Origin of the sequence: Mesorhizobium sp. M0800 (assembly GCF_040320095.1) — a bacterium.
In the GTDB taxonomy this organism is placed as follows: domain Bacteria; phylum Pseudomonadota; class Alphaproteobacteria; order Rhizobiales; family Rhizobiaceae; genus Mesorhizobium.
Window position 1 is genome coordinate 1 of the sequence record NZ_JAMYOZ010000086.1, and the last position, 836, is coordinate 836.

Annotated in this window: 1 protein-coding gene; it reads right to left on the bottom strand. The window is 64.8% G+C overall.

Translation table 11 applies throughout. The features are described 5' to 3' along the window. Positions 1–821: alcohol dehydrogenase catalytic domain-containing protein (locus NKI18_RS33335; protein ID WP_353022092.1), on the bottom strand; the 821-nt coding region annotated here is incomplete at its 3' end. Between the last annotated feature and the right edge of the window lie 15 nt (positions 822–836).

Here is an 836-nt window from a genome sequence, read left to right on the forward strand (position 1 = left end):
TTGGTGTTGCCGGTGCAGTCGAACGTGTAGTCGGCGCCGCCGATCTGGTCGGCGCCGCGCTTGGTCATGTTGACGAGATGGGCCACGACATCGCCGTCGATCTCCTTCGGATTGACGAAATGCGTCATGCCGAATTTCTCGCCCCAGGCTCGTCTGTCGTTGTTCAGGTCGACGCCGATGATCATGTCGGCGCCGGCAAGGCGCAGGCCCTGGATGACGTTGAGGCCGATGCCGCCGAGGCCGAAGACGACCGCGGTCGCGCCTTGCTCGACCTTGGCCGTGTTGATCACCGCACCGATGCCGGTGGTGACGCCGCAGCCGATGTAGCAGATCTTGTCGAACGGGGCGTCGGCATTGACCTTGGCCACCGCGATCTCGGGCAGCACGGTGAAGTTGGAAAAGGTCGAGCAGCCCATATAGTGGAACAGCTTGTCCTTGCCGATCGAGAAGCGCGAGGTGCCGTCGGGCATCAAGCCCTGTCCCTGCGTGGCGCGGATGGCGGTGCACAGATTGGTCTTGCGCGACAGGCAGGACGGGCACTGCCGGCATTCCGGCGTGTAGAGCGGGATGACATGGTCGCCCTTCCTGACCGAGGAGACGCCCTTGCCGACGTCGACGACGATGCCGGCGCCCTCATGGCCGAGGATCGCCGGAAACAGGCCTTCCGGGTCGGCGCCCGACAGCGTGAACTCGTCGGTGTGGCAGATGCCGGTTGCCTTGATCTCGACCAGCACCTCGCCATCACGCGGACCTTCGAGGTCGACCTCCATGATCTGCAGCGGCTTTCCGGCGGCGACGGCGACAGCGGCGCGCGTTTTCATCAGGCAATCCTCCCA